The sequence below is a fragment of the Thiorhodovibrio winogradskyi genome (assembly GCF_036208045.1).
GTDB classification, from domain to species: Bacteria; Pseudomonadota; Gammaproteobacteria; order Chromatiales; family Chromatiaceae; genus Thiorhodovibrio; species Thiorhodovibrio winogradskyi.
Window position 1 is genome coordinate 4,446,411 of sequence record NZ_CP121472.1, and the last position, 24,761, is coordinate 4,471,171.

Here is a 24,761-nt window from a genome sequence, read left to right on the forward strand (position 1 = left end):
GCCGCAACAGAGGGGTCTTCCAGTATTGAATTTGCAATCTTGTCCAGAACTCCCTCGGTCCCCTCAGTCCCCTTGTGGCTCGCCAATCATGAGGTTGCCCCCATGGACTTGCATCTCACGCACTGTCACATCCCAGCGCGCCAGGCGCTCGGCCGGGTCCGGATGAGTGTCGAAGGAATGGCGCTCGCCGTGCTCGGTGCGCCCGGCACGGCCAAGCTTGGCCCACATGGTGCGCGCCTTGCGCGGATCATAGCCGCCACTTTCGAGGATGTAGGCAGCGAGGTAGTCCGCCTCGTTTTCCTGATCCTTGGAGTATCTGAGTTGCCCGACCAGGGCGCCCACGCCAGCGCCGAGCAGGGCGGAATCGGTGATGCGCGCGGAGCGCTGTCCGCTGTCATAGCCGCCACCGGAGGTGGCCGCCGCGCCCAGGGCGCCCATCACCAGACCACCGACCAAAGCACCGCTCATGGCATTGGCTTTGGTCTCGGCGATATGGTTGGCCGCATGGTGGGCCATCTCATGGGCGATCACCATGGCGATTTCCTCATCGTTCTCGGCATAACTGAGCACCCCTTTCTGGATGACGATGGTGCCGGTGCCGGCGGCAAAAGCATTCAACTCAGGGTTGTTTGAATAACGCAGATCCCACTGGCAGCTGTGCTCGCCAAGCTGATGGCAGATGCGACGCGCGCCGGGTTCCAGCCGATGAAAAATGGCGCGCACCCTGGCCTCGGCCGCGCGGTCGCCGACGCGCTTGGGGCGCGGCGGCGGCATGGCACGAATTTCCCGCTCTGCCTGCCCCACCGCCGCCGGGCTAACCTGCTGGGACAGATGCACCGGGCTGGCGCAGGCGCCGAGCAGCATTGTAAGCAAGGCCGCCGCAGCCAGGGCTGGGGCGGCGCAACAACAGCCGATAGACATGGATGGATATCGGGATTGATTAAAAAGCGATAGATTCATCACCATGTTCCGATTCATGCAACAAACTAAAGCCGCTTGGGCGAGCAGCTGCAGACGATTCAGGGTTTCTGACGCCAACCGAAGCGACACCCATTCTTTCATGTCGTTACTCAGCCTTGTGGTAAGGCGCAGAAGATGAAGAGCATACTCCGGCTCCCGCGTCAATTGAGGATGAACCTCGGCAGCAATTCCAAATGTCGTTTTCCAGCGCCCGGTTGTTGGCCCGGTGATCAGTAGACACGCCATCTTGGCGCGTCATGAAGCGGCTGGAAGCCGCTTCTACACCAGATGGAAGACCCAAATTTGGAATTGCTGGAACTTGTGGATCGCGCGGCAAGGAAGGCGTTAACTATACCAAGCCGCACTAGGCTATGCCGTCAGTCGCCAGTCGGGCGCAAACGCAGCAGTTGCCCCGGGTTTTCGTCCGTCAGCAGATAGAGCCCAGCATCCGGACCCTGGCGCACATCGCGCACCCGCCTGCCGATAGTGAATTTTTCCTCGGCCACCGGGCGGCCGTCTTCAAGGTCGATCCGCCGCAACTCGCGGAATTTGAGCGCACCGGCGAACAGATCGCCCTGCCAGTCAGGGAATTCCTGACCGGTATAGAAGGTCAGTCCGCTCGGCGCGATAGATGGCGTCCAGACCACCAGCGGGGCGATCACACCCGGGCTGCTTTCGCTCTCGGAGATACGCGGCCCCCAGTATTCGCGACTGTAGGTAACCCGTGGCCAACCATAATCACCACCGGCGCTCAAACGGTTGATTTCATCGCCGCCGCGAGCACCGTGCTCGCTGGCCCAAAGGCTGGCATCGGCCGGATTGAGTGCCAGCCCCTGAATGTTGCGGTGGCCAAAGGTGAAAATCTCGGCCCGCGCGTCAGGCTCATCGACAAAAGGATTTTCCGGATGGGGACTACCATCGGCGTTCAGCCGCAGCACCTTGCCGAAGACGGTGCCCAACGCCTGGGCCTGATTGCGGATAGGCTCACCGTTGAAGCTGATGGGCGGATTGCCGCCGTCGCCAAGGCTGACCAGCAGGCTGCCATCGGGGAGCCACAACAGGCGCGAGCCGAAATGCTGACCGCCCGACTTGGTCTCTGGGTTCTGATAGATGACTTCGAAATCGTGCAGTTGGCCGTCTTCAAAACGCCCGCGCCCGATGCGGACGCGATTGGCATCCTCGCTGCCCACGGAATAGCTGAGATACAGCCAGCGGTTCTCGGCAAAGTTTGGATGCGGGGCAAGATCCAGCAAACCGCCCTGCCCCAGGGCCAGGATCCTGGGCAGGCCGCTGATTGGCCGCTCTTGCAGGCGCCCCTCGGCAAGGAGTCGCAGCCGCCCCGGCCGCTCACTGATTACTGCCTGCCCATTTGGCAGCCAGGCGATAGACCAGGGATGCTCAAGCCCCTCGGCAACAGTCTCGAGCCGCCAGCCGCTGGCCTCCTGGACCTTGGTGCTGGGGTGCTCCGGGCTACTTGGCGGAGAGGCGGCCAGCGCCCCAGTCGTCAGTAACAGCAGACTGGCCGCCAGTCGCGCGCGACGCGATGGGACTAGGCGAATGCATTCGCCTCTGCGCGGGAGCACGTCAGCCACCGGCCTTGAGCCAGCCTTGCAGGGCGTCGATCAGGGCCTTGGCCTGGGCAGCACTGGAAATATTAAACTTGGACTGCTGACGATACTCGCCGCCGCGCTTCTGGTAGCGCCGAATCGTATATTTCTCCGGCCCGTACTCGCCTTTCGCCTTATCCCAGTCTTGGTAGCGGAACAGCAGGGTCGCCCAGCTGCCCTTGGACAGAATGACCTTATCGAGTTCCTTGGTGGTTTCAATGCCGTCCTCGACATAGGTCACAGTGAGTTCGTCGACCGTTTCAGCCATTTCTTCTTGTCCTTATCGTGGATTTTTGTGATTTCACTGGTGGAGTTCACTGGTGGAGTTCACTGGTGGATTATGCCGCTCAATTTCACAGGTGAAGGTCAGGGCTGGGCACCGTATTGTTCGAGGATTTGGATCAGATTGGGGTCGGCACCGGCGGCGTGGGCCAAATCGAGCGCGGTGGCCCCGGAATTCGTCACCAGATTCACATCGGCCTCTGCCTGTAGCAGCCATTTGGTGATCTTCAGATTATCATTGACCACTGCCTGATGCAGTGGCGCCCTTCCCTCGGGCCCGAGAGCGTTGAGATCTACCCCACGACGCAGCAGCAGCTCCAGGCTATCGCGGTCGAGTTGGTCCCCGCTCACCAGCTGTCTCAGCAGCACTTGCGGATCATCCCCGGCGCCCTTCTCAATGAGCAATTCCGCCGCGGGCACCCGACCGCTGGCCAGGGCGACATAGAGCGGTGTGTGCCCCAGTGGGTCGCGTACTTCCATGCTCGCCCCATGATCGAGCAATTCACGCGCAATCACCACCTGCCCGTCTGCCACTGCGACCTGCAAGGGGTAGCGCCCATCGGGCCCAGGCTGATTGACATCGGTCCCCCAATACAAGTGCCGCTTGATCTGATCGAGATCGCCTGAGTGCACCGCGCGATAGAGATTGATCGTCGGCCGCGGCGGCTCGGTACAAGCGGCCAGTGCGAGCCCAATTAACAGCCCAGCGACCAGCCAGACTTTTGTGACCAAGGACTGCGGCAGCGCCAGCACAGCGACCATGAGACAACCTCTCGAAACCAATACGAACAGAACCAATTTGACCAGAACCAATTCGATGACAAGCGAGCAAGCTGTTGGCCAAGCCCCTTGACCCGAACAACCCTGACCACCGCGATACTAAGACCCAGCGACCACCGCCCGCAAGCGCGCGCCGCGGCGAATCCTCGTTGCTCTCATCCAAAAAGCGCAATATCATCAAGAACATAACGCCATCCATAGCAAGTCGCAGCACAAATACCTTGAGTGACAGTAAACAAGCCGCCCCAAAGGATGCGAACACCAGCCCATCCGGCCAAATCGAAACCAGCCTGAACACCAGCGGCCCCCTGCGGTTGGAGATCGGTCAGCGCCGCTTTGCCGGCCATGGCCGCATTGATCTGCTGCGCCGCATCGGTGAGACGGGATCCATCTCGCGTGCCGCGAAAGCCATGGGTATGTCCTACAAACAAGCCTGGGACGCGGTCGATGCCATGAATAATCTGGCCGAACATCCCTTGGTGCGACGCCAGGCCGGCGGGCGGCACGGCGGCGGCACCGAACTGACGGACGCGGGCCGACGCTTGATCCAGGTCTTTGAGGCCGCTGAGCGCGAACACCGCCGCTTTCTCGAACGCCTGAGCCAGAGCGTTCAGGATTTTGATCACTTCCACAACCTGCTAGGAGCCATGAACATGAAAGTCAGTGCACGCAATAATCTGCGCGGTATCGTCTCGGAGATCAAATCGGGCGCGGTCAACAGTGAAGTCACCCTGGATATCAAGGGCACCCCGCTGGTTGCCATCATCACCAACGAAAGTGTGACCACCCTGGGTTTGGCGGTGGGCCGTGAGGCCTTTGCGCTGATCAAGGCCTCCTTCGTCATGCTTGCCACCGAGGATGGCGGTCTGCGCACCTCGGCGCGCAACCGGCTGTGCGGCGCCATTGAGCGCCTCACCACCGGCGCGGTCAACACCGAGGTGGTGCTGGCCATGGACGGCGGCAGCCGTCTCACCGCCATGATCACCAACGAAAGCGCGCGCGAGCTGGAGCTGGCCGATGGCGCCCGCGCCTGCGCCTTGATCAAGGCACCGCATGTGATTCTCGCCGTGCGGGACTGAAACGCGGGCAGCCTCATTGCAACGGGATTACGGATTTGCGTCCCTCCAGACAGGATCAGGATTGCGACAACGCGCTCGCCTTCGTCGGCTTTACCTCAGCCAAGGAACCAACCACTGGGCTAACTGACTGAATGGACTTGACCAAAGCGCTGGCACACCGTTTGCTTAATGTTTATCGTTATTGATTTTCGATATAACGAAACCGAATCGTGATTCTTTCTACCTTCACACCCAAAGGGAGCCATTCCATGCGTTCATTCCCTACCACTACCCTGCTCGCCATCACGCTCGGCCTGACCAACATCGCCCAGGCCGAGGAGGTTAGTGTCGCGGTCGCGGCTAACTTCACCGGGCCGATGAAAGAGATCACCGCCGCCTTTGCCGAGGACACCGGCCACCAGGCCAAGACCGCCTTTGGTTCGTCTGGCAAGTTCTACGCCCAGATCAGCAACGGCGCGCCTTTCGATGTGTTTCTGTCCGCCGACGCGGCCACTCCGGCACGACTCGCCCAGGACGGCCTGACCGTGCCCGGTAGCGACTTTACCTACGCCTTGGGCACCCTAGTACTCTGGAGTGCCGATGCCGATTTCATCCCCGCTGGCGAGGGCGCCGCCGTGCTGCAAAACGGGAAGTTCCGCAAGCTGGCCATTGCCAACCCCAAGACCGCGCCCTATGGCGCGGCGGCCATGGCGACCATGCGGGCGCTCGGTGTTGAGGACGCCATTACGCCCAAGTTCGTTCAGGGCGAGAACATCGCCCAGACCTATCAATTCATCAGCACCGGCAATGCCGAGCTTGGCTTTGTCGCCCTGTCGCAGGTGGTCCAGGATGGCGAGATCGGTTCAGGCTCGGGCTGGTTGGTGCCGGGCGACCTGCATGAACCCATCCGCCAGGATGCCGTGATCCTGAAACGCGGTGCGGACAACCCCGCCGCCCAGGCGCTGATCGACTATCTCCAGGGCGAGCGGGCGCGGGTGATCATCCGCGCCTATGGCTACGACCTGGCGCACTGAGGCACGACGAGCATGGGTTTCAGCGATGCCGACCTGCAAGCCATCTGGCTGACCGTGCGTCTGGCCAGCTCATCCACCGTGCTGCTGCTGATCATCGGCACCCCGATCGCCTGGTGGCTGGCGCGCACCCGTTCACGCTTGCAAGGCCCGGTCGGCGCCGTGGTCGCCCTGCCTTTAGTGTTGCCACCCACGGTGCTAGGCTTTTATCTGCTGCTGGCAATGGGGCCGCACGGCCCCGTTGGCCAGTTCACCCAAGCGCTCGGCATCGGCTTGCTGCCCTTCACCTTTTGGGGACTGCTGGTGGCTTCGGTGCTCTCCTCCATGCCCTTTGTGGTGCAGCCGATCCAGAACGCCATTGAGGCGCTCGGCGAACGGCCACTGGAAGTGGCTGCCACCCTGGGCGCCGGGCCCTGGGATCGCTTTTTCACCGTGGTGGTGCCGCTGGCCAAGCCTGGCTTTCTGACGGCTGCCATTCTGAGCTTTGCCCATACCGTGGGCGAATTCGGCGTGGTGCTGATGATCGGCGGCAACATTCCCGGCGCCACCCGGGTGGTCTCAGTGCAGATTTACGACTATGTCGAGGTGATGGACTACGACCAAGCCTTTTGGCTGGCCGGCAGCATGGTGATCTTTTCCTTCCTGATCCTGCTCGCGCTCTATACCCTCAATCCCCAAGCCCGTCGCTTCTAACACGCCACTATGTCACAAACCAAGATTCAAGCGCGTTTCCATCTCGACTATCCCGATTTTTCGCTTGATGTGGATCTCGACCTGCCGGGGCGCGGCGTCACCGCGCTGTTTGGCCATTCCGGCTCCGGCAAAACCACCCTGTTGCGACTGATCGCCGGGCTGAACCGGGTGCGCGAAGGGTATCTCCAGGTTAATGGCGCGGTCTGGCAGGATGGGCGGCAGTTCCTGCCCACCCATCGCCGTCCGCTCGGCTATGTCTTCCAGGAGGCCAGCCTGTTTCCGCATCTGAGCGCGCGCGCCAATCTCGCCTATGGGATGAAGCGCGCCGGCGCGGCGGCCATGGGGCAGGAGGCGCTCGATCAGGCCGTCGCGTTGCTCGGCATCGGCCATTTGCTGGAGCGCCGTCCGCCGCAGCTCTCCGGCGGCGAGCGCCAGCGCATCGCTATCGCCCGCGCCCTGGCGGTACAGCCGCGATTGCTACTGATGGATGAACCACTGGCGGCGCTGGATCTCAAGCGCAAGCAGGAGATTCTGCCCTATCTGGAGCGGCTGCACGATACGCTGGAGATTCCAGTGCTCTATGTGACCCATTCACCCGATGAGGTCGCGCGCCTGGCTGATACGGTGGTACTGCTGGAGCAGGGTCGGGTGCGCGCCAGCGGCCGCGTCAGCGAGGTCTTCAGTCGCCTGGATCTGCCCATTGCCCAGGATCAAGACGCCAGCGCCATTATTCAGGGCCGAGTGCTCAGTCACGATGATCGCTATGCCCTGACCCGCCTGGAGATTCCTGGTGGTCATCTGACCGTCGCGCGGTTAGAGCGCAAGATTCACGACCAGGTTCGGGTGCGCGTCCATGCCCGCGATGTCAGCCTGGCGCTGGATGAACCCGGCACCTCCAGCATCGTGAATATCCTGCCAGCCCATATTCTGGAACTGCGTGAGATTGAACAAGCACAGGTGCTGGTCAAGCTTTGCACCGGCGCCGGCGAGCAAACCCCGCTGCTGGCGCGCATCACCCGCCACTCGCGTGACCGCCTGCGATTGCATCAGGGCCAGCCAGTATTCGCGCAAGTCAAGGCGGTCGCTTTGATGGACTAGAAAGCCAGACATCGGATGCTCAGATCACCGACGGTGAAAACACCCAGCGATTGATCAGCGGTTCAATCAGCTCTGGATATTGGCGATAAAGCACGGCAGCGAGTTCCCGTGCGCGCTGGACCAACTCCTGGTCGCGCAGTGGGTCGGCCAGGCGCAGGCGGGCGTGGCCGGACTGACGGGTGCCGAGCACTTCACCCGCGCCGCGCAGGCGCAAGTCAGCATCGGCGATGTTGAAGCCGCTGGATTCCTCGCGCAGCATTTTCAGTCGCTCGAAGGCCTGACCGGTGAGCGGTGGATGGTAGAGCAACAGACACACGCTCGCGACTGATCCGCGCCCGACCCGGCCGCGCAGCTGGTGCAGTTGCGCGAGCCCCAGGCGCTCGGGATTTTCGATAATCATCAAACTGGCGTTGGGCACGTCAACGCCAACCTCAATCACCGTGGTGGCCACCAGCACCTGGAGTTCCCCGGCGGCAAAGGCGCGCATGACCGGCTCGCGCTCAGTGGGTTTCATGCGCCCATGCACCAGCCCGATGCCCTGGCCGGGCAACTCCTGGGCCAGTTCGGCCGCGGCATCCTCGGCGGCCTGGCATTGCAGTGCCTCGGATTCCTCGACCAGGGTGCAGACCCAGTAGGCCTGGCGACCGCTCTCGCAGGCCGCGCGCAAGCGCGCCATGACCTCGCCACGACGGGTATCGGGCACGGCGATAGTCTGTATCGGCTGGCGTCCTGGCGGCAGTTCGTCGATCACGGAAAGATCCAGATCGGCATAGGCGGTCATGGCGAGCGAACGCGGAATGGGGGTCGCTGTCATGATGAGTTGGTGCGGCAGGCGCCCGTCTCTTTGGCCCTTGTCGCGCAATCGAAGGCGCTGATGCACGCCGAAGCGATGCTGCTCGTCGATGATGACCAGGCCCAGCCGGTCGAAGCGCACATCCTCTTGGAAGAGCGCATGGGTGCCGATGACCAGCGGCGCCGCACCAGTTGCGAGCGCATGCACAATGCTTGCGCGCTCGGCGCCCTTGTGACGACCAGCCAACCACAGCGGCTCAATGCCGAGCGGCGCGAACCAGCGTCTGAAGCTGCGCAGATGCTGCTCGGCCAGCAGCTCAGTCGGCGCCATGAGCGCGACCTGAGCGTCGGACTCCAACGCCTGGGCGGCCGCCAGAGCGGCGACAATGGTTTTGCCCGAACCCACATCGCCTTGCAACAGGCGCAGCATGGGGCGCGCATCAGCGAGATCGGCGGTCAGCTCGGCCAGCACTCGGGTTTGCGCGCCCGTGAGTTCAAAGCCAATTAGTCCGCGCAGAGCCGCAACCAACTGACCCGTTCCCGGCAAAGCCGGCGCGCCCGAGGCTCGCAGCTGCTCGCGAAACACCCGCAGCGCCAGCTGCTGCGCGACCAGCTCCTCCAGTGCCAGGCGCTGAAAAGCCGGATGGCGGCGCTCCAGCAGTGCCTCGATGGCGGTGTCCGGCGGCGGTCGATGGAGGATGCGCAGCGCATCGTTGAACCTGGGCAACTTGAGCGGGTGCAGCAGGGATTCTGGCAGCAGCGCCGGCAGCTGTTCGGATCGCTCCCGCAGCAGCGCCAGGCTCTGCTCGGTCAGGGAACGCCAAAGGGTCTGACTCAGCCCCTCGGTCGTGGGGTAGACCGGGGTCAGCGCGGGCACCGAGGCATCCTGCCCATTCCCGGCCTGCGCTGTTGTTGATGGCGTTGTTGGTGGCGGTCCAGCGCCAGAGTCCCAGCTGGAGTCCCAGCTGGAGTCTGGGTTGGAGCCCGTGCTGGATTCGCCATCAGCCGGCTCCTCGGCGAGAAATTCCAGCTCCGGGTGAATCATCTCGAGGCCTTTTGGCCCTTCGCGCACCTCACCGAACACGCACACCACCGCGCCCGGCTGAAACCGGCGCATTAGCGGCTGACCAAAGTGGAAAAACCTCAGCCACAGGCGCCCACCGGTCTTCTGGGCACTATCGGCGAGCTGGACCAAGAGTGCGCGCCGCCGACCCTGATGAATGTCAGCCGTTAGAATTCGCCCCCGCACCAGGGCTTCCTGCCTGGGCCGCAACTGGGTAATCAGGCAGGCGCGGGTACGATCCTGATAGCGCAGCGGCAAATGCAGCAGCAGATCGGCGACACTGCGAATACCCAGGTGCGCGAGGCGTTCGGTCATTCGCGGGCCCGCGCCACGCAGCTGTTCCACCGGCAAGGCTGCCAGACCGGCCAAAGACGCGCTTGGCAATGCTGGTGTTTTCATGCTTGCCCTGGCCCCACAAGCAGGCAAGGCGCCGCCGAACAAGTGTCAGGATAACGGGTTTGATGTGTCCGGGGTTCATGCTCCCGGGGTTGGTGATCACGGGCAGGCCGGACAATGACGCCTCGCTCGCCCATTGCGGCCCATGTCAACCGCGGGCGGCGGAAGTGGGCTTCTCTTCGGTCATCAGGGTTCGCGAGGCTCCGCCCCGGCGGGCTTTTAGCGCCTGGGCAAGCTGATGCACGGCCATGGCGTAGTAAGAGCTGTGGTTATAGCGGGTAATGACGTAAAAATTATCAAAGCCCACCCAATACTCGTAACCACTGCCGATATCAAGCCGCAGCAGGCTCAGCCGCTGCTGACCAGCAGGCAGCCGCGCCACCTCGATCCCGAGCGCGGCCAGCTCCTGCGTGCGGTAGTTGCTCGGAAACCCGGTCTCGAGACTCGCTGGCACGGCCTTGGCAACACGCACCCGCTCGGCCACCGGCTGACCGGTACGCCAACCATGCCCGATGAAATAATTGGCGACACTGCCGATGGCATCCTCGGAATTCCACAGGTCGCGCCGACCGTCGCCGTCGAAGTCGACAGCATAGCGACGGAAGCTTGAGGGCATGAACTGCCCCAGCCCCATGGCACCGGCGAAGGAGCCAACCGGGAGCAAGGGGTCGAACTTCTCATCACGCGCCATGATCAGGTAATGCGCCAACTCGCCGGTGAAGAACTCCGAGCGCCGCGGATAATCGAACGCCAGAGTCGCCAGGGCATCGATGATGCGGTGCGATCCCAGATAACCGCCCCAGCGGGTTTCCACGCCGATGATGGCGACCAGATACTCAGCCGGCACTCCATACTGCTGCTCGGCCCGCGCCAGGGTCGCTGCGTGACGGCGCCAAAAGTCGGTTCCGGCAGCGATGTTGGATTCTTGCAGGAACTTGGCGCGATAGCGCAACCAGGCCCCGGTTGGCTGGGTCGGCTTGCTGGCGCGCGGTCCGGCTCGGTCCATTTGCTCAATGATCCACTGCTGACGCTTGACCTGGGAGAATAGCCGCGCGAGTTCGGCGGTATCGAAGCCCTCTGCCTCCATGCGAGCCATGAACCGCTCAAGCCCCGGATAACCGGCATAGTCTCCGCCCACGCTGCCAGCCGCGGGCCGCGCGAGCGAAGTACCGGCCGCGCTGCCTCGTGGCGCTTCGGCGAACCAGAGCGGGGCGCCATCCGCTGTATCGGAGGCCCTGGTCTGCTGGGTTGAGCAACCACCGAGCGCCACGGCCGCGCAGGCCAGTGGCAGTAGGAATCGCACTTGCAGCTTGATCATACCCTAGATGTCCTCGATGTCGTCGCGCCGGGCACCGGACGATTGACACTTCATCCTTCGCCATCGGCTGTTGGGATTGATTGCGCCGATTTTGCCTGGGCCAATCATTCGTCCAGGACCAGGATGGCATCCATCTCCACCCCCGCGCCTTTAGGTAAGGCGGCAACGCCAATGGCCGCGCGCGCCGGGTAGGGCTCCTGGAAATAGTCCGCCATGACTTGATTCACCAGCGGAAAATGGCTGAGGTCGGTCAAAAAGACATGCAACTTGACCAAATCCTGAAACCCGCCACCGGCCGCTTGGGCGACCGCGAGCAGGTTATCAAACACGCGACGAATCTGCGCTTCCATGTCGCCACCAACCAGTTCCATGGTCGCGGGATCGAGCGGAATCTGGCCCGAGAGATAGACAGTATTGCCGGCCCGCACTGCCTGGGAGTAGGTACCAATGGCCCGCGGTGCCTGGTCGGTGTGAATCGGGGTTCTGGTCATGCTTGAAATTCCGCTTATGCTTGAGATGTCCCTTGTGCTTAAGACATCTTTGGTGGACACCAAATTCGCGCGTCCCGCCCGCGTCACCTTCAGTGTGGCGTGAACAACCGCTGCCACCAGCGCCGCCGCCCCCGTGTCGGCGCAGTCGCCTTGGGCAAATCCACCGGGGCCAGCAAGGACAGGGTCCAGCCCGGCAGCGGCGGATTGTCGCTGAAACCACAGACAACACCGAGATTGTTCGGATCGTAAATCTTCACGAAGCGCGGCTCGCTGAGGGAATCGGCATAAACGATGCCACAAAAATCCTCGTCGTGCTCGCGTTTGAGCAGCAGATCGATTTCATCGATAAAGTGTCTGATCTGCTCCGCTCCACGGGGTGCCACTGGGGGCGGCTCGCCAAGGGCGTAGAGATACCAGCCCTGGTCGGCGCGCTCGCGCAGCACCTGCCAGAGTGCGTCAAGCCGCGGCCAGCGCAAGGCCGAGGTAAAGCTGCCGCGAAATGCGGCCAGATAGGGATCATCGCTTGGCGTTTCGGTGGTCATTCGCGTTCCGCGCTGCTGTGATAGTCTGCCACGCCTGTCCTAAAGACCTTGCTGCTCGGCACTGATTGCTGTTCAGGACAGGTCGTTGTTCCGCACAGATGCTTGAGGATCATGCCGTCATGATGGGCCTGTATGCTGCAAAGATTGACCATCTCCCCCTCCTCGGTCAAGGCAAGGTACGCGACATTTACGCTGTCGATGATCAGTGGCTGCTGATCCTGACCAGCGACCGACTGTCGGCCTTCGACCTGGTGCTGCCCCAGCCCATTCCCGGCAAGGGCGAGGTGCTGACCCGGGTCACGCGCTTTTGGCTCGCACGCACCGCGCATTTGATTCCCAACCAGTTGCCGCGACCGGACGACCAGGCCCCGACACTGGAAGCGCTGCTTCCCGAGCCCGAGCAGCGGGCGCGCATTGGCGAGCGGGCCATGCTGGTGCGGCGCCTGCGCCCGCTGCCGGTTGAGGCCGTGGTGCGCGGCTACCTGATTGGCTCCGGTTGGAAGGATTATCAACAACAGGGCGCGGTCTGCGGCATCGCGCTGCCGCCAGGCCTGGTGCAGGCGGCGCGACTACCGGAGCCGATTTATACCCCGGCCACCAAGGCCGAGGCCGGCGCACATGATGAGAATATCAGCTTCGAGCAGACCCAAGAGCTGCTCGGGCGCGAGCTGGCCGCCAAAGTGCGCGACATCAGCCTGCGGCTTTATCAGGAGGCTGCCGCCTATGCCGCGACGCGCGGAATCATCATCGCCGATACCAAGTTTGAATTCGGCCTTGATGATCAGGACCGCCTGCATCTCATCGACGAGGTGCTCACGCCGGATTCATCGCGCTTCTGGCCTGCCGATGCCTACCAACCCGGGGGCAGCCCGCCGAGCTTTGACAAGCAATTCGTGCGCGATTACCTAGAATCCATTCACTGGGACAAACGTCCGCCCGCGCCTGAACTACCGGCGGAGATCATCACCCAGACCGCCGCCAAGTATGCCGAGGCCGAGCGACGGCTGACCGCCTGAGCAGTCACACTTCTCATCGCTCCCGCATTCTCGCCCGGGATCGACACCGCCACCAAAAAATGCTACCCGAGCAGAAATCCTCTGCGCAAACGCGCTAGAATGCGCGCATCTCAACGAAGGCAATCTTGGTTATGTGGCGTTTTTTGCTACGCGCGCTCCTGGTCCTGGTGTTCGCGCTGATTCTCCTAGCCCTTGTCGGCCCCTTGCTCATTGACCCCAATCCGGCCAAGGAGCAGTCGCCGGCGCGGATCGAACCCTCCGCGGCCACTTACGCTTTCGTCACAATCCCCGTCAGCGGCACTCCGGGCCTGCGCGCGCATTATCGCGACTCCACCGATCCGCGGCGCGATGATTTCGACCCGCTCGGGCAGCGGATTTTTCTGCTGCTGCATGGCTTTACCTTCAACCTGTCCACCTGGGATCCAATGTTCCCCTTCTTCGCCCGGGAAGGACGCACCATCGCCTATGACCAACTTCCCTATGGCCTGAGCGAAAAACCCTTGCCGGCGGGACTCAAGGGCGACAACCCCTACGCCAAGGCATCCGCCGTCGAACAACTCCTCGCTCTGATGGATGCGCTCGAGATACCGGAGGCAGTATTGGTGGGTAACTCCGCCGGCGGCACCCTGGCGCTTGAAGTGGCCCGAAGCGCGCCTGATCGCGTCAGCGCCCTGGTGCTCATCAGCCCCTGGGTTTACGCCACCCGCCCGACCTTCCCCGCCTGGCTGGTCAGCACACCACAAATGAAACGCATCAGCCTGCTGCTCGGGCGCTATCTGGGCGAGGGCATGCCACTGCTCGATCTCTCCTATGCCGACCCTGAGCGCATCAGCGATACCCGGCGGGAACTCGCCGCCAGCCACAGCTGGACGCCCGGTTGGGATCTGGCCTGGGGCGCGTTGATGAATCGCTCCCTCATCGATGCCGTGACCGTTAGCGAGTCATTGGCGGACATTACCCAACCGACCCTGGTCATCGCGGGCGCGCGCGACCGGATCGTCGAGATGGCCGACAGCGCCCGCGCCGCCAATGCCCTGCCCAACGCCGAGTTCGCGGTCTTGCCCGAGTGCGGGCATGTGCCGCACGAAGAATGTCCGGACCTGGTCCGAGCGGTCATTGCCGACTGGCTGCGGCACCTCTGAAAAGGCGGGGACTGGCGCCATCGCGGTCCTCCGGCTGGCTGTTGAAGACCACCCGTTCAAGACCATCGTAATCACCGTCGGGAGCAAGCCGATAACCGCTCAGGTGCCTGCTTCTGGCAAGAATCTGGTTCTCATACCACAGGGGCACATAAGGCAGTTCGCTCAGCAGTCGCGTCTGCAGCTCGCGATACAGCGCGGCCTGTTCCGCCACAGCCTCGGTGACTCCCGCGCGTTCAATCAAGTCATCGACCCGGGCATCGCGAAAGCGCCCGCGATTGGCACCATGAGGTGGCGCCGACGCGCTATGAAACACATAGCGAAAAATATCCGGTCCCTGCACCCCGACCCAAGTCAGGCTGTAGACTTGGAAGCGCCCGGCCTTGATGTCACCAAAAAAGGTGCCCCAATCATAGCTGCGGATGCGAAGCTCAATGCCCACCTCTTGGAGCTGGGCTTGGATCACACTGGCCACGCGCAGCCGAAAGGGATCGCTTGAGGTCTTGTAACTCAGCCGCAGCGGGCGCTCGGGTCCGTAGCCGAGCCCGGCAAGGAGTTCCCGCGCGCGCTGCCGGTCATGGGCATGAGGCTCGAGTTCGGGCGCGCCGGCCCAGTGCTCTGGCGGCAGCAACGCCTGCGCCGGGCGCCCCAGGCCATGAAAGAGGTACTTGAGAATGGCCTCGCGATCAATAGCGTGAGCAATGGCCAGGCGCAGCTCGCGTTGGCCAAGCAGCGGGTCTTCAAGATTAAAGCCCAGATAGGAGAAATTCACCCCCGGGCGGGTTTCCACCACCACCGCGGGCTGCGCGCGCAGATAATCCACCAGCTCAGGGGCAAGATCGTTCTGCAGCAACTGGACCTCGCCGCGCAGAAGTTTCATCACACGCACGTTCGGATCCTTGACCGTGACCAGCTCAATGCGCTGACCATCGCGACGGCGCTCCAGCAGCAGGCGGCCGGATTCAGGCCAGTCACGAACCACGAAAGGACCGCTCCCCAGAGGCGCGCGCGCGAAATCCCGACCGGCCATGATTGCGGCCGCTGGCAAGATTCCCAGACCAAGGTAGGACGGAAACAGCGGGTCCGCGCGGCTCAGAACAAACTCCAGGCGATCATCATCCAGCACCCGAATCTGGTCGATCAGATCCAGCTGGGAGCCATGAGGGGAACCCGTGACCGGATCAAGCAGGGATTGGTAGGTCGCCGCGACATCCGCTGCTGTCAACCAACTGCCATCGGAGAAACGGCGCCCGTGCTGCCCCAGCACAAAGCGGTAGCGCTGGGGGGAGACTTGCTCCCAGTTCGCCAGGCCAGGTACCACCCGGCCGCTGTCATCAAAATCGACCAGTCCACGATAGAGCAAATGATTGACGCGCTCCGAGGTGGCATCCGTTGCATGGCGCGGATCGAGATTGCGCGCGGAATTAGCGATGCAAAATCTGATCACGCCCTCGGACTCATTTGGCGCGCCGCAGGCGGCAAGCAGCAGACAGGCGCCAAGGCCAAGCAGGCGGGTCTTAAGTGGTCGCTGGCTGTTAGACACCGATTGGAGTCCGAGTGCGAAGCCGTCGCCCGGGGCGCGCCCAATTACCAGCGGCGGAACGGATGGCGCGCCAGGCTGGCATTGAAGTAGCGCGGATCATCCGACACCTCGGCGCCCAGCCAGTCGGGGCGCGGAAAGCTCTGTTCGGCGCTGGGCAGTTCGATCTCGGCCAGCACCAAACCCTGGTTTTCGCCCGCGAACTCATCGACCTCCCACAGCCAGCCGCCCTCGCGCACCAGATAACGGCGCTTGTCGATCAGCGGCCCCTGGGCGAACTCCGCGAGCATGGCCTCGGCATCGGCAGGTGGTATTCCGTACTCAAATTCCGAGCGCGCAATCCCTTTGGTAGCGCCCTTCAGCGTCAAGAAGGCCTGATCATCGCGCACCCGCACGCGCAGCGTCAGACGCGCATCGCCGCTCAGATAGCCCTGGCGAATGTGCGACTCGGACTCCACCCGCGCGCGCCAACTGTCATCCTTGATCAGGAATTTGCGTTCGATTTCAATGGCCATGGGCGTTACTCAAGCCGCATCGCGAAGACCGGCGTGGATCAGGAGATCGTTATGTAAAAGTCAGTCGGCGCGAAAAGCTTCAACCTCGCGCGTCCGAATAAGCATCGGCGATGGATTGCGCCAGCGCCGCCAGCCGCCCCTGCTCGATCGCCGCGCGCAACTCGCGCATCAGACGCTGATAGTAGGTCAGATTATGCAGGGTGTTGAGCCGGGCGCCGAGCATTTCGTTGCATTTATCCAGATGATGCAGATAGGCGCGGCTGTAGTGGCGACAGGTGGCGCAGTCGCAGTCCGGGTCCAATGGGCCGGTGTCGGTTTTATGCACGGCATTGCGAATGCGCACCACACCCTGACTGGTGAACAGATGGCCGTTGCGGGCATTGCGCGTGGGCATCACGCAGTCAAATAGGTCAATGCCGCGCTGCACGGCGGCGATCATGTCCAAAGGCGTGCCAACTCCCATTAGATAATGGGGTTTGTCGTCCGGCAGGCGCGAGGCGAGATGATCGAGCACCTGTTCGCGCTCATCCGCTGGTTCACCGACGGACAGGCCGCCGACGGCGTAACCGTCGAAGCCGATCTCCCGCAAGCCCTCAAGCGAGGCGCCGCGCAGATCGGTGAACATGCCCCCCTGCACGATGCCGAACAGGGCCGCCGGATTGTCCGCATGCGCGGCCTGGCTGCGCGCGGCCCAGCGCAGCGAAAGCTCCATGGAGGTGCGCGCCTGCTCGCGGGTCGCCGGATAGGGGGTGCAGTCATCGAAAATCATCACAATGTCGGCACCGAGCGCGCGCTGCACCGCCATGGATTCCTCCGGCCCCATGAAAAGCTTGGCGCCGTCGACCGGGGAGCGAAAATGCACCCCCTGCTCGGTGATCTTGCGCAGATCGCCCAGGCTGAATACTTGAAAACCGCCGGAGTCGGTCAGAATGGGACCGTCCCAGTGCATGAAATCATGCAAGTCACCATGGGCCGCGATAATCTCAGTGCCGGGGCGCACCATGAGATGAAAACTGTTGCCGAGAATGATCTGGGCACCCAACGCCTGGACTTCTTCTGGCGTCAGGCCCTTGACGGTGCCATAGGTACCCACGGGCATGAAGGCCGGGGTATCGATGCTCGCGCGCGGCAGCCTGAGCTGGCCACGTCGCGCAAGGCCATCGCGATGCAGGACCTCAAACTTCATCGCGTCCACTCCTCTGACCGGCCTCCTCGAGCCAGGCACTGAGTCCATGCAAATCAGCCACTTCCGCCATGGGCGGCTCCAGGTCTTCGGGCCAGGACAAATCATGACGGTTGACCCAGATGGCATCGAGCCCGCAGTGGCGCGCGGCCTGGATATCACGCAGGGGATCATCGCCGACATGCAGAGTCTCCGCCGGACTCACCCCGGCCCAGCGCATCGCGGCCTCGAAGATGGCTGGGTCCGGCTTGGCGGCACCCACGCCAGCGGCGGTCAGGGAGTGATGAAAGCAATCCTTGAGCGGCGTCAGGGCAACATCGGCATTGCCATTGGTCACCGAGACCAGCCGGTAGTCCCGCCCAAGCACGGCCAGCACCCCGGGCACCTCGGCATAAGGCGCGACCAGATTGCGATGCGCGCAAAACAGGGCCACGGCCTCGGCGGCCAGGCTCGGGGCGTAGTCGAATTCCGTCAGCAACAACTCCAGGGAGACTTGCCGCAGCGCAGTCATATCGTGGGCAATCTCCGGGCGGGCGACATAGAGTTCGCGCCGATGCCGGCGCAGACTGGCGAGATCGTGCGCGGCGGCCAACCTGGGGACTCGCTCATCGAGCCAGGCGTGAAACCGCGCCTCGGCACGGTCGATGGTCGGCTGACAGGGCCAGAGGGTATCGTCGAGATCCAGTGTCAGCAGGCGATAGGTTGATGTCAAACTCCTTCCTCCCGATCCCTCGACCTATTAAAGAGAACCTCACAAACCCGAGAGCGGATTCCTGAACACAGCCATTTGACCCGACTTGCCAATCGCCACGGCCGGCCTGATCTTTAGCCATCAGGCGCCCGCTGAGGGGGCCATCGTCAAGCTCGCGACAACCCTTCACGGAGGCGGCCATCATGTTTCCATTCGGCAAGAAACTCACACTCCCAGGCCCGGGCGATGCCCTGCCGGGGCGCAGCCAGCCCATGGTGATCGGCGGCCAGCATCTGGTGCTGGGAACGGCGATGCGCCCGCCCTTCCCGGATGGCATGCGCCAGGCCATGTTTGGAATGGGCTGCTTCTGGGGTGCCGAACAGCGCCTATGGCAACTCGATGGCGTCCATACCACGGCGGTCGGCTATGCCGGCGGACTCACGCCCAACCCGAGTTACGAGGACGTCTGCAGCGGCCAGACTGGCCACGCCGAGGTCGTGCTGCTGGTGTTCGACCCCGTTCGTTTGCCCTTCACCGCCTGCCTGGATGCCTTCTGGAGCAGCCATGATCCCACCTCTGGCATGCGCCAGGGGGTGGATATTGGCACTCAGTACCGCTCGGTCATCTTCACCGATGGGGATGATCATCTCGCTCTGGCCCAGGAGAGCCTAGCCGCCGAACAACAAAGGCTCGCTGCCCGGGGCGGTGGCACCATCACCACGGAGGTCCGCGCCGCACCGCCATTCTATTATGCCGAAGACTATCATCAGCAGTATGTCGCGCGGCGCTCGCGCTGAAGCCGGGCCTGAAGCAATGGGCCAGGTTCGGCACGCCAAAGAACTTCACTCAGTCAGCACCAGCCGCGGCCCGATCCAGCAAGACCAGTGCCCGCCCGGCCGCGGCGACCTGGGCCACGGGCAGATCCTCTCCCTGCTGCCATTGGCGCAGCGCCTGGTGCTTGCCGGCGCCTGTTACCAACAGTAGCATCCGCCGGCAGGACGCCAATGCCAGCGGCGTCAGTGAGACGCGCTCGGGCGGTGGCTTGGGCGCCCCATGCACCGGCATGACCAGTACATTGTCGGGTAGGCTCTTTCCTGGGAAAAGGCTGGCGGTATGCCCGTCCTCGCCCATGCCAAGCAGCACCAGATCGAAAGGCACCGCCTCGGCCACCACCGGGGTATAAGCCAGCGCTGCCGCGTCCGGCCCGAGTTCGGCCGGCATGGCGGCAAGCTGGTCTGGCGCGATGCCGGCTGGCTGCAACCACAAGCTAAGCGCCATGCGGCTATTGCGCTCGACAGCCTCCACTGGCAGACAACGCTCGTCGCCGATGAAAAAACGCCAGCCGGTCCAGTCCTCCGGCCTCTCGGCCAATCGCCGATAGGCCGCCTCCGGCGTGGTGCCGCCGGCTAGCACCAAATGAAACCGACCGCGCTCGGCCACCGCCGCCCTGCCCTGCTCCAGAATCCAGTCAGCCGCCGCGGCGGCCACCGCATCGGCATCGGCCAAAACTTGGGTTTCGACACCCGGCAATTGCATCGCTCGGCCCTCTTGCTCAGTGATGAGACGGCTCAGTGATGATCATGCGCGCATTCGGCCGCGCCGCTCAGCTCGCCAGCAACATAGGCGTCAATGGCCTCGCCCACGCTTGGATGATGCCCGGTGGCGACCTCGATACCGAGTTGTTCGAAGAACTCGATGGCCCGTCCACCCATGCCGCCGGACAGCACCACGTTGGCCCCAAGAGACTTGATAAAATCTGGAATCTGCCCCGGCTGATGCTGCTCGGCATAGGGGTTGACGCAGATGTCCGTTGACTTGACCTGGCTTTTTTCGTCCAGGGTGGCCAACACAAAATGGCTGCAATGGCCAAAGTGCATCGACATTTCTCCAGCTAGCCCGCGGTCGTCGTTCGCCGTCACGGCAATGGTCTTCATTCAGCTTATCCTCAGGTATTGTGAAATAGAACGCAGCGCCAAGGCTGGCCTGCTGGCCCAGGTTCGCAAAGGCTGCCGACATTAAAGCCGAAAGGGGCGCCGACTCACATTGCCGGTTATCAAGCACACCGCTCTCTGGACTCAAAAAGCGCGACAGGGCACTATAGGCTTGGCACCACGGATCAAGAAATCATGCGACAGGATCATGCGATGGAGATTAGCGGAACAATTATTCAAGTCATTCCGGAAAAGTCCGGCACCTCGGCGCGCGGCCCCTGGCGCAAGCAGGAATATGTGCTCGAGACCCAGGCCGAGTTCCCGAAGAAAATCTGCTTCATGCTGTGGGGCGATAAGATCGACGAGTTCGCCATCCGCCAGGGCCAGCAGTTGCGCGTCGAGGTGGACCTCGAAAGCCGCGAGTACAATGGCCGCTGGTACACGGATGTGAAAGCTTGGCGGGTTTCGCCCTTACAACAGACAGAGGATGGCCCACCACCACTCGGCATCGAAGAGCCACCGCCCTTTGCTGATGACGGTTTTGGTGATCCGCCCTTCTGATAAAGCGCCGCCACCATTGTGACAAAGGGCTTGCCGGCCAGCTGCAGACTCAGGCCTTTCGCCCTTGACCGGCGTTTTTGCCACGACGTGGGCGCGTTGCCGCCGCCGAACGACCAGGAGCGCGGTGCAAGAGATGTCCATCGAGAAAATGAAGCAGAGCCAGCATCGGATGCCGCCACCACAGGCGCGGCTCGGCATAGCGGGTCACTTCGCGCGTCGCCCTTGCCAGTGTCTCGCTGTAGCAGCCAATGCGGCAGTCGATACAGGCGTATTTCGACTCGCCAAAGGGGCAGTGATCGAGGCGACTCTGGACATCGCCGAGAAAATCCGAACACTCGGCACAGAGACCATTGCCAGGCATCCTGCCCTGGTGATGATCGCGACAGTAAAGCGCGGTCATCGCCGCAATGGCGCGCTTCTCACGACCGATGCGCGGGCCCTGGTTTTTTGGTCGATGACGCCCCTTGCCGCGCTGAGACAACTTGGCCAGGTGGGCGCGGCCGCCATCGGGCTGATTTCCGCCCGATTGATCAGCCCGACCGGACTGTCCAGGCTGCTCGCCGATTTGTTGCCTGTGGCTCTGCGTCTTCATAGACCGATTATGCGCGCCAGCGAAGCTTCTCGCCAGACGCCATTCTTTGGACCAGCGCCGAGCGGTTCCCGCCGACAGAAGCTCACTCAAATACCCTCGGCTTTGAGCTTGGGGTTGGTCGCTGCTCTGCTCGCTAGCGGCTGCGCCTCCCAAAGGTACCCGGATCTCAATGCACCGGATCCCTTGGCGCAAGATTTGCCGCGGAGGGAAGATCAGATATCCGTGGGCTCGTGGGAGCATTCGCGTCAGGCATTGTCAGGCAGCACAAGCCCTGCTGAAACCCATGCTGTCCCCACCTCGGAGCCACCCTTGGCTGCCGAGGATGGCGAGCACGTCAGACCCAAAGCCAAATTGCCAGACCCGCCCGATCCGGCCAGCCTGCCGCCGGCCAAGCAGCGCCGCATCGAAATTCAACTCAAGGACCAGCGCTTTCTTTATTTCGAGGACGACCAACTGGTCTGGTCAGGACCGATTTCATCCGGTACCCGCCAACACCCCACGCCCAAGGGTCGCTTTCGGGTACAGAGCAAGGACATCGACAAACGCTCGGGCAGCTATACCAATTCTTTCAACCGCCCCACACCCATGCCCTACTCGCTCCAATTTCATGGGCCCTATTTCATTCACGAGGGCTACCTGCCAGACAAGCCGGCATCGCACGGTTGTGTGCGGCTGCGCTATGAGGATGCCAAGTTTGTTTTCGACCGCATGCAGCTGGGTGATCGCGTAATCGTGACCAGCTGATAGGAGTCAGTCGATGGCAGCGCCCCGGCGGGATCCCTTTGCTAAAACATGAGAAATTGGAAGATTGCGCATCCGCCTGGTCGATGTCGGCGATTTGCACTGTCGCGAGGTTGACTTCCCGGAAGACCTCGCGCGGAAGCTGGCGCGGTCTGATGCCTGTTGAAAGCTAAAGCTCATCCCGCGGCACCACCTCAGACCAATAAACTGCTGATTCATGGTCAGCCCCCCGACCTGCCAGACTCCTATCATCGGCGCAGGCAATCGCCATCATCCGAACAACCGATTTTTGCGATTCGCGCATTTGGCCCAATATAGCCGCCAGGCGTGGGGTATTACTCACGCCAAGCGTTTCCCGAACCCGTTTTACATCTCTGTCTTTCACCCCAACTCAGGAGAACATCATGTTTGCAGATCACACTGGCAAACCAGTCCCGAAAGTCACCTTCCGCACCCGTACCGATCACGACTGGGCCGATGTCACTACCGATGATCTCTTTGCCAACAAGACGGTCATTGTCTTCTCCCTGCCCGGCGCCTTCACCCCGACCTGCTCCTCCACCCATGTGCCGCGCTTTAACCAGCTCGCGCCAACCTTCAAGAAGCTAGGTGTGGATGACATCATCTGCATGTCGGTCAACGACGGATTCGTCATGAATGCCTGGAAGGAAGACGAGCAGGCACACAATCTGACCTTCGTTCCCGATGGTAACGGCGAGTTTACCGAGAAAATGGGTCTGTTGGTCGACAAGGACGACCTGGGCTTCGGCAAGCGTTCCTGGCGTTATTCCATGCTAGTGAAGAACGGCGTGGTCGAGAAGATGTTCATTGAGCCAGAAAAGCCTGGCGACCCCTTCGAGGTCTCCGATGCCGACACCATGCTGGCCTACATGGCCCCAAGCGAGCCCAAGCCGCTGAATATCACCGTCTTCACCCGCCCCGGCTGCCCCTTCTGCGCCAAGGCCAAAGAGGCCCTGACCGAGGAAGGCCTGCCCTATGAAGAGCTGGTGCTAAACCGCGACTACACCGAGCAAACCTTGCGCGCAGTGACCAACGGCACCATGGTGCCCCAGGTGTTTATCGACGGGCAGAAAATCGGCGGCTCCGACGATCTTGAAGCCTGGCTGGCCAAGCGCTAAACGCCACTGACCAGGTGACGCGCGATCCGGGGGCTGCCTCCTTCCGGGTCGCCGCATCCGTCAATGCACAACCGGCCAGGAATCGGGCAAGATGCTCATGACCTGGCCGTTCGCGATTGTGACCTCCCCCCTCACACAGCCGACCATCGGCCTGAAATAGGTCACGAGTCGATTCTCCCTTTCCATTCTCCCCTGCTTTCGATCTGAAGGAGTCAGCCATGGAACAGCATTTCGATCTCATCGCCATTGGTGGCGGCAGCGGCGGCCTGGCCGTGGCCGAGCGTGCCGCGCAGCATGGCAAAAAAGTCGCCCTGGTCGAACCAGCCAAGCTCGGCGGCACCTGCGTCAACCAGGGTTGTGTACCGAAAAAGCTCATGTGGTACGCCGCCAATCTGGCCGAGGAGGTGAGGCACGCAACGGAAATGGGTGTCGAAGGCAGCAGCGGCAAGATTGACTGGACCACCCTGACCGGCGGTCGCGACCGGGTGATTTCCGGCATCAACAATTACTGGGACGGTTATGCCAAAGAGCAGGGCATCACTGTCATCGACGGCTTTGCGACCTTTGTCGACAGCCGTCACATCCGCGTGGGTGACACCACCTACAGCGCCGATCATATCGCCATCGCCACCGGCAGCCAGCCGATGGTGCCACCGGTGCCAGGCAAGGAGTTGGGCATCACCTCCGATGGCTTCTTCAAGCTGAAAGAACAGCCGAAAAAGGTCTGCATCATCGGCGCCGGCTACATTGGCATCGAATTCGCCGGCATGCTGAGCGCCATGGGTTCGGACGTGACAGTGGTCGCACTCGAAAGCCGCGTGCTGGAAGTCTTCGACCCCATGATCAGCGAGACGCTGGCGCATAACATGGCACTCTCTGGCATCAAGACGCATTTGCCCTTCGCCGTCGCGTCGCTCGAGCAACAAGGCGACAGCCTGGCCATCCGCAATCGCGATGATCAAGTGCTCGCGGGCTTCGACACCATCATCTGGGCCATCGGGCGCACCCCCAACACCCGCGACTTGAACCTCGAAGCCGTGGGCATCGAACTGGAAAAAGGCGGCATCATCGCCACCGACATCTACCAGAACACCAAAATCGATGGCATTTACGCGCTCGGCGACATCACCGGTCGCGCGCCACTCACGCCGGTCGCCATCGCCGCCGGCCGTCGTCTGGCTGATCGACTGTTTGGCGGCATGCCGGATCGGCATCTCGACTACAGCAATATCCCCACGGTCGTCTTCGCCCATCCCCCGGTCGGCAGCGTCGGCCTGACCGAGGCCGCCGCCCGCGAGAGCACGGACGAGAAAATCACCATTTACAAGACTGAATTCACCCCCATGCGCTACGCCCTGAACAAAGCAGGCCCCCGCACGGCGATGAAACTGGTCTGCGCCGGCAAGGATGAACGCATCCTCGGCATCCACATGGTTGGCGACGGCGTCGATGAAATGCTCCAGGGCTTCGCCGTGGCACTCAAAATGGGCGCGACCAAGGCCGACTTCGACAACACAGTGGCCATCCACCCGGTCAGCGCTGAAGAATTGGTGACGCTGAAAACACCAGAGCCAGATCCTACCTGAACGCGAGCAAGCCAGA

General features: G+C 62.5%; 26 protein-coding genes. 11 read left to right on the top strand and 15 right to left on the bottom strand.

Going from position 1 to position 24,761, the window contains the following annotated elements; translation table 11 throughout:
• Positions 1 to 63: 63 nt before the first annotated feature.
• The 4 genes from Thiowin_RS20460 to Thiowin_RS20475 form a co-directional block, all read right to left on the bottom strand.
• Positions 64 to 921 carry a M48 family metallopeptidase gene (locus Thiowin_RS20460; protein ID WP_328984814.1) on the bottom strand — a complete coding sequence of 286 codons (858 nt, stop codon included), beginning with the start codon at positions 919 to 921 and terminating at the stop codon, positions 64 to 66.
• Positions 922 to 1,337: 416 nt separating this feature from the next.
• Positions 1,338 to 2,543 carry a PQQ-dependent sugar dehydrogenase gene (locus Thiowin_RS20465; RefSeq protein WP_328984815.1) on the bottom strand — a complete coding sequence of 402 codons (1,206 nt, stop codon included), beginning with the start codon at positions 2,541 to 2,543 and terminating at the stop codon, positions 1,338 to 1,340.
• A gap of 1 nt (position 2,544) precedes the next feature.
• Positions 2,545 to 2,835 carry a hypothetical protein gene (locus Thiowin_RS20470; protein WP_328984816.1) on the bottom strand — a complete coding sequence of 97 codons (291 nt, stop codon included), beginning with the start codon at positions 2,833 to 2,835 and terminating at the stop codon, positions 2,545 to 2,547.
• Positions 2,836 to 2,933: 98 nt separating this feature from the next.
• Entirely contained in the window at positions 2,934 to 3,611 is a 678-nt protein-coding gene (locus tag Thiowin_RS20475) for an ankyrin repeat domain-containing protein (RefSeq protein ID WP_328984817.1), read from the bottom strand.
• A 239-nt stretch (positions 3,612 to 3,850) separates the two neighbouring features.
• Between Thiowin_RS20475 and Thiowin_RS20480 the strand changes: the two genes are divergently transcribed.
• The 4 genes from Thiowin_RS20480 (at position 3,851) to modC (ending at position 7,509) form a co-directional block, all read left to right on the top strand.
• Positions 3,851 to 4,708, top strand: coding sequence for a TOBE domain-containing protein (locus tag Thiowin_RS20480; protein ID WP_328984818.1), 858 nt, complete (start codon positions 3,851 to 3,853; stop codon positions 4,706 to 4,708).
• A gap of 248 nt (positions 4,709 to 4,956) precedes the next feature.
• Positions 4,957 to 5,721 carry a molybdate ABC transporter substrate-binding protein gene (gene modA / locus Thiowin_RS20485; RefSeq protein ID WP_328984819.1) on the top strand — a complete coding sequence of 255 codons (765 nt, stop codon included), beginning with the start codon at positions 4,957 to 4,959 and terminating at the stop codon, positions 5,719 to 5,721.
• Positions 5,722 to 5,733: 12 nt separating this feature from the next.
• Positions 5,734 to 6,411, top strand: coding sequence for a molybdate ABC transporter permease subunit (gene modB / locus Thiowin_RS20490; protein ID WP_328984820.1), 678 nt, complete (start codon positions 5,734 to 5,736; stop codon positions 6,409 to 6,411).
• Positions 6,412 to 6,420: 9 nt separating this feature from the next.
• Positions 6,421 to 7,509 (top strand): molybdenum ABC transporter ATP-binding protein, encoded by a 1,089-nt coding sequence (gene modC, locus Thiowin_RS20495; RefSeq protein WP_328984821.1) that lies wholly within the window; start codon positions 6,421 to 6,423, stop codon positions 7,507 to 7,509.
• Positions 7,510 to 7,528: 19 nt separating this feature from the next.
• Here the strand turns inward: modC and recG are convergent, their stop codons facing one another.
• The 4 genes from recG to Thiowin_RS20515 form a co-directional block, all read right to left on the bottom strand.
• Positions 7,529 to 9,763, bottom strand: a complete 2,235-nt coding sequence (gene recG / locus Thiowin_RS20500) for an ATP-dependent DNA helicase RecG (protein ID WP_328984822.1) — start codon at positions 9,761 to 9,763, stop codon at positions 7,529 to 7,531.
• A gap of 145 nt (positions 9,764 to 9,908) precedes the next feature.
• A complete protein-coding gene (gene mltB / locus Thiowin_RS20505; RefSeq protein WP_328984823.1) occupies positions 9,909 to 11,078 on the bottom strand; it encodes a lytic murein transglycosylase B in 1,170 nt (389 codons plus the stop codon).
• A gap of 104 nt (positions 11,079 to 11,182) precedes the next feature.
• Complete coding sequence (locus Thiowin_RS20510) at positions 11,183 to 11,569, bottom strand: RidA family protein (RefSeq protein ID WP_328984824.1); 387 nt, start codon at positions 11,567 to 11,569, stop codon at positions 11,183 to 11,185.
• A gap of 89 nt (positions 11,570 to 11,658) precedes the next feature.
• Entirely contained in the window at positions 11,659 to 12,111 is a 453-nt protein-coding gene (locus tag Thiowin_RS20515) for a hypothetical protein (protein ID WP_328984825.1), read from the bottom strand.
• Positions 12,112 to 12,230: 119 nt separating this feature from the next.
• On the opposite strand from Thiowin_RS20515, the gene Thiowin_RS20520 reads away from it, so the two are divergent.
• Together Thiowin_RS20520 and Thiowin_RS20525 are read left to right on the top strand one after the other, a co-directional pair.
• Positions 12,231 to 13,127 carry a phosphoribosylaminoimidazolesuccinocarboxamide synthase gene (locus Thiowin_RS20520; protein ID WP_328984826.1) on the top strand — a complete coding sequence of 299 codons (897 nt, stop codon included), beginning with the start codon at positions 12,231 to 12,233 and terminating at the stop codon, positions 13,125 to 13,127.
• Positions 13,128 to 13,258: 131 nt separating this feature from the next.
• Complete coding sequence (locus tag Thiowin_RS20525; RefSeq protein ID WP_328984827.1) at positions 13,259 to 14,269, top strand: alpha/beta fold hydrolase; 1,011 nt, start codon at positions 13,259 to 13,261, stop codon at positions 14,267 to 14,269.
• Here the strand turns inward: Thiowin_RS20525 and Thiowin_RS20530 are convergent.
• From Thiowin_RS20530 to Thiowin_RS20545, 4 genes are all read right to left on the bottom strand, one after another.
• On the bottom strand, positions 14,241 to 15,809 hold the full coding sequence (locus Thiowin_RS20530) for an ABC transporter substrate-binding protein (protein ID WP_328984828.1): 1,569 nt from the start codon (positions 15,807 to 15,809) through the stop codon (positions 14,241 to 14,243). The two genes, Thiowin_RS20525 and Thiowin_RS20530, sit on opposite strands and share 29 nt — an antisense overlap.
• A 44-nt stretch (positions 15,810 to 15,853) precedes the next feature.
• Positions 15,854 to 16,321 (bottom strand): CYTH domain-containing protein, encoded by a 468-nt coding sequence (locus Thiowin_RS20535; protein WP_328984829.1) that lies wholly within the window; start codon positions 16,319 to 16,321, stop codon positions 15,854 to 15,856.
• A 79-nt stretch (positions 16,322 to 16,400) separates the two neighbouring features.
• Complete coding sequence (tgt, locus tag Thiowin_RS20540; RefSeq protein ID WP_328984830.1) at positions 16,401 to 17,507, bottom strand: tRNA guanosine(34) transglycosylase Tgt; 1,107 nt, start codon at positions 17,505 to 17,507, stop codon at positions 16,401 to 16,403.
• Positions 17,497 to 18,216, bottom strand: coding sequence for an HAD family hydrolase (locus Thiowin_RS20545; protein ID WP_328984831.1), 720 nt, complete (start codon positions 18,214 to 18,216; stop codon positions 17,497 to 17,499). The genes tgt and Thiowin_RS20545 overlap by 11 nt, the downstream gene beginning before the upstream one ends.
• A gap of 182 nt (positions 18,217 to 18,398) precedes the next feature.
• On the opposite strand from Thiowin_RS20545, the gene msrA reads away from it, so the two are divergent.
• Positions 18,399 to 18,992, top strand: a complete 594-nt coding sequence (gene msrA / locus Thiowin_RS20550; RefSeq protein WP_328984832.1) for a peptide-methionine (S)-S-oxide reductase MsrA — start codon at positions 18,399 to 18,401, stop codon at positions 18,990 to 18,992.
• A 49-nt stretch (positions 18,993 to 19,041) separates the two neighbouring features.
• Here the strand turns inward: msrA and pgl are convergent, their stop codons facing one another.
• Both pgl and Thiowin_RS20560 read right to left on the bottom strand, forming a co-directional pair.
• Positions 19,042 to 19,731, bottom strand: coding sequence for a 6-phosphogluconolactonase (gene pgl / locus Thiowin_RS20555; protein WP_328984833.1), 690 nt, complete (start codon positions 19,729 to 19,731; stop codon positions 19,042 to 19,044).
• Positions 19,732 to 19,763: 32 nt separating this feature from the next.
• The gene (locus Thiowin_RS20560; RefSeq protein WP_328984834.1) at positions 19,764 to 20,129 is read right to left on the bottom strand and encodes a NifB/NifX family molybdenum-iron cluster-binding protein; all 366 of its coding nucleotides are present in this window, start codon (positions 20,127 to 20,129) and stop codon (positions 19,764 to 19,766) included.
• Positions 20,130 to 20,321: 192 nt separating this feature from the next.
• On the opposite strand from Thiowin_RS20560, the gene Thiowin_RS20565 reads away from it, so the two are divergent.
• The gene (locus Thiowin_RS20565; protein WP_328984835.1) at positions 20,322 to 20,687 is read left to right on the top strand and encodes a DUF3127 domain-containing protein; all 366 of its coding nucleotides are present in this window, start codon (positions 20,322 to 20,324) and stop codon (positions 20,685 to 20,687) included.
• A gap of 49 nt (positions 20,688 to 20,736) precedes the next feature.
• Here Thiowin_RS20565 and Thiowin_RS20570 read toward each other — a convergent pair whose 3' ends face one another.
• The gene (locus Thiowin_RS20570) at positions 20,737 to 21,279 is read right to left on the bottom strand and encodes a nitrous oxide-stimulated promoter family protein (protein ID WP_328984836.1); all 543 of its coding nucleotides are present in this window, start codon (positions 21,277 to 21,279) and stop codon (positions 20,737 to 20,739) included.
• A 309-nt stretch (positions 21,280 to 21,588) separates the two neighbouring features.
• On the opposite strand from Thiowin_RS20570, the gene Thiowin_RS20575 reads away from it, so the two are divergent.
• The 3 genes from Thiowin_RS20575 (at position 21,589) to gorA (ending at position 24,745) form a co-directional block, all read left to right on the top strand.
• Positions 21,589 to 22,023 carry a L,D-transpeptidase gene (locus Thiowin_RS20575; protein WP_328984837.1) on the top strand — a complete coding sequence of 145 codons (435 nt, stop codon included), beginning with the start codon at positions 21,589 to 21,591 and terminating at the stop codon, positions 22,021 to 22,023.
• Positions 22,024 to 22,421: 398 nt separating this feature from the next.
• Positions 22,422 to 23,159, top strand: a complete 738-nt coding sequence (locus Thiowin_RS20580; protein ID WP_408034241.1) for a glutathione peroxidase — start codon at positions 22,422 to 22,424, stop codon at positions 23,157 to 23,159.
• A gap of 218 nt (positions 23,160 to 23,377) precedes the next feature.
• Positions 23,378 to 24,745 carry a glutathione-disulfide reductase gene (gene gorA, locus Thiowin_RS20585; RefSeq protein ID WP_328984839.1) on the top strand — a complete coding sequence of 456 codons (1,368 nt, stop codon included), beginning with the start codon at positions 23,378 to 23,380 and terminating at the stop codon, positions 24,743 to 24,745.
• The last annotated feature ends 16 nt before the right edge of the window (positions 24,746 to 24,761 follow it).

What these genes read in the sequence shown, in the direction of transcription:
- Thiowin_RS20565 (WP_328984835.1), top strand. Translation starts at nt 20,322, where the DNA reads ATGCGACAGGATCATGCGATGGAGATTAGCGGAACAATTATTCAAGTC.
- gorA (WP_328984839.1), top strand. Translation starts at nt 23,378, where the DNA reads ATGGAACAGCATTTCGATCTCATCGCCATTGGTGGCGGCAGCGGCGGC.
- pgl (WP_328984833.1), bottom strand. Translation starts at nt 19,731, where the DNA reads ATGCAATTGCCGGGTGTCGAAACCCAAGTTTTGGCCGATGCCGATGCG.
- mltB (WP_328984823.1), bottom strand. Translation starts at nt 11,078, where the DNA reads ATGATCAAGCTGCAAGTGCGATTCCTACTGCCACTGGCCTGCGCGGCC.
- Thiowin_RS20525 (WP_328984827.1), top strand. Translation starts at nt 13,259, where the DNA reads ATGTGGCGTTTTTTGCTACGCGCGCTCCTGGTCCTGGTGTTCGCGCTG.
- modB (WP_328984820.1), top strand. Translation starts at nt 5,734, where the DNA reads ATGGGTTTCAGCGATGCCGACCTGCAAGCCATCTGGCTGACCGTGCGT.
- Thiowin_RS20460 (WP_328984814.1), bottom strand. Translation starts at nt 921, where the DNA reads ATGTCTATCGGCTGTTGTTGCGCCGCCCCAGCCCTGGCTGCGGCGGCC.
- modC (WP_328984821.1), top strand. Translation starts at nt 6,421, where the DNA reads ATGTCACAAACCAAGATTCAAGCGCGTTTCCATCTCGACTATCCCGAT.
- Thiowin_RS20515 (WP_328984825.1), bottom strand. Translation starts at nt 12,111, where the DNA reads ATGACCACCGAAACGCCAAGCGATGATCCCTATCTGGCCGCATTTCGC.
- Thiowin_RS20520 (WP_328984826.1), top strand. Translation starts at nt 12,231, where the DNA reads ATGATGGGCCTGTATGCTGCAAAGATTGACCATCTCCCCCTCCTCGGT.
- recG (WP_328984822.1), bottom strand. Translation starts at nt 9,763, where the DNA reads ATGAAAACACCAGCATTGCCAAGCGCGTCTTTGGCCGGTCTGGCAGCC.
- Thiowin_RS20475 (WP_328984817.1), bottom strand. Translation starts at nt 3,611, where the DNA reads ATGGTCGCTGTGCTGGCGCTGCCGCAGTCCTTGGTCACAAAAGTCTGG.
- msrA (WP_328984832.1), top strand. Translation starts at nt 18,399, where the DNA reads ATGTTTCCATTCGGCAAGAAACTCACACTCCCAGGCCCGGGCGATGCC.
- tgt (WP_328984830.1), bottom strand. Translation starts at nt 17,507, where the DNA reads ATGAAGTTTGAGGTCCTGCATCGCGATGGCCTTGCGCGACGTGGCCAG.
- modA (WP_328984819.1), top strand. Translation starts at nt 4,957, where the DNA reads ATGCGTTCATTCCCTACCACTACCCTGCTCGCCATCACGCTCGGCCTG.
- Thiowin_RS20570 (WP_328984836.1), bottom strand. Translation starts at nt 21,279, where the DNA reads ATGAAGACGCAGAGCCACAGGCAACAAATCGGCGAGCAGCCTGGACAG.
- Thiowin_RS20510 (WP_328984824.1), bottom strand. Translation starts at nt 11,569, where the DNA reads ATGACCAGAACCCCGATTCACACCGACCAGGCACCGCGGGCCATTGGT.
- Thiowin_RS20560 (WP_328984834.1), bottom strand. Translation starts at nt 20,129, where the DNA reads ATGAAGACCATTGCCGTGACGGCGAACGACGACCGCGGGCTAGCTGGA.
- Thiowin_RS20535 (WP_328984829.1), bottom strand. Translation starts at nt 16,321, where the DNA reads ATGGCCATTGAAATCGAACGCAAATTCCTGATCAAGGATGACAGTTGG.
- Thiowin_RS20470 (WP_328984816.1), bottom strand. Translation starts at nt 2,835, where the DNA reads ATGGCTGAAACGGTCGACGAACTCACTGTGACCTATGTCGAGGACGGC.